This is a genomic window from Leisingera sp. XS_AS12, assembly GCF_041224635.1.
GTDB lineage: Bacteria > Pseudomonadota > Alphaproteobacteria > Rhodobacterales > Rhodobacteraceae > Leisingera.
This window is the reverse complement of the sequence record NZ_JBGFGM010000084.1, coordinates 1-461: the sequence shown is the minus strand read 5'-3', so window position 1 is coordinate 461 and position 461 is coordinate 1. Positions and strand designations below refer to the sequence as shown.

At 68.8% G+C, this 461-nt stretch carries 1 protein-coding gene; it reads left to right on the top strand.

The genetic code is table 11. The annotated features are described in order from the left end of the window. Positions 1 to 336, top strand: a 336-nt coding sequence (locus AB9K35_RS07470) for a hypothetical protein (protein WP_369925117.1), incomplete at its 5' end; no start/stop codon positions are given. Positions 337 to 461 lie beyond the last annotated feature (125 nt).

The following is a 461-nucleotide window of genomic DNA, read 5'->3' as shown; positions in this document are numbered from 1 at the left end:
GAACGCTGGGGAGAGACCCTGGGGTTGGCGGCTGCCCATATGGCGATGAAACTGCTGCGGGCCGTGCTGGAGTGCCGGGACGGGCAGTTCGCCTGCATCAGCCCCTTTGATCTGGAGAACCGTGCCTGCGTCACGGCGGATAAGGCGGCGTTGCTGCGGATGCTGCATCACATGCGCCGGGACGAGACCCCGCCGGCGCGGGACGCGGTGGCCGAGGTGACTCAGGGCAAGATGGACCCGCATGTGATTCGCGCAGGCCTGGCCCTGGCGCACCGCTTTGCCGTGGGACGGCCGGGCGGTCGACCGCAGGCCCCAAGGCTGCAGGTGGTCGGATGAGCCGCGTGGTTTAGAACTGCGCTCCGAAATGGGCGCGGATCTGCTCCTGTCCAAGCAGGCGCTTGGGCTTGCCGTGGCCGGTTCCGGTCACCAGGATGCGCAGGCTGTCCATCCCGACGACCGGC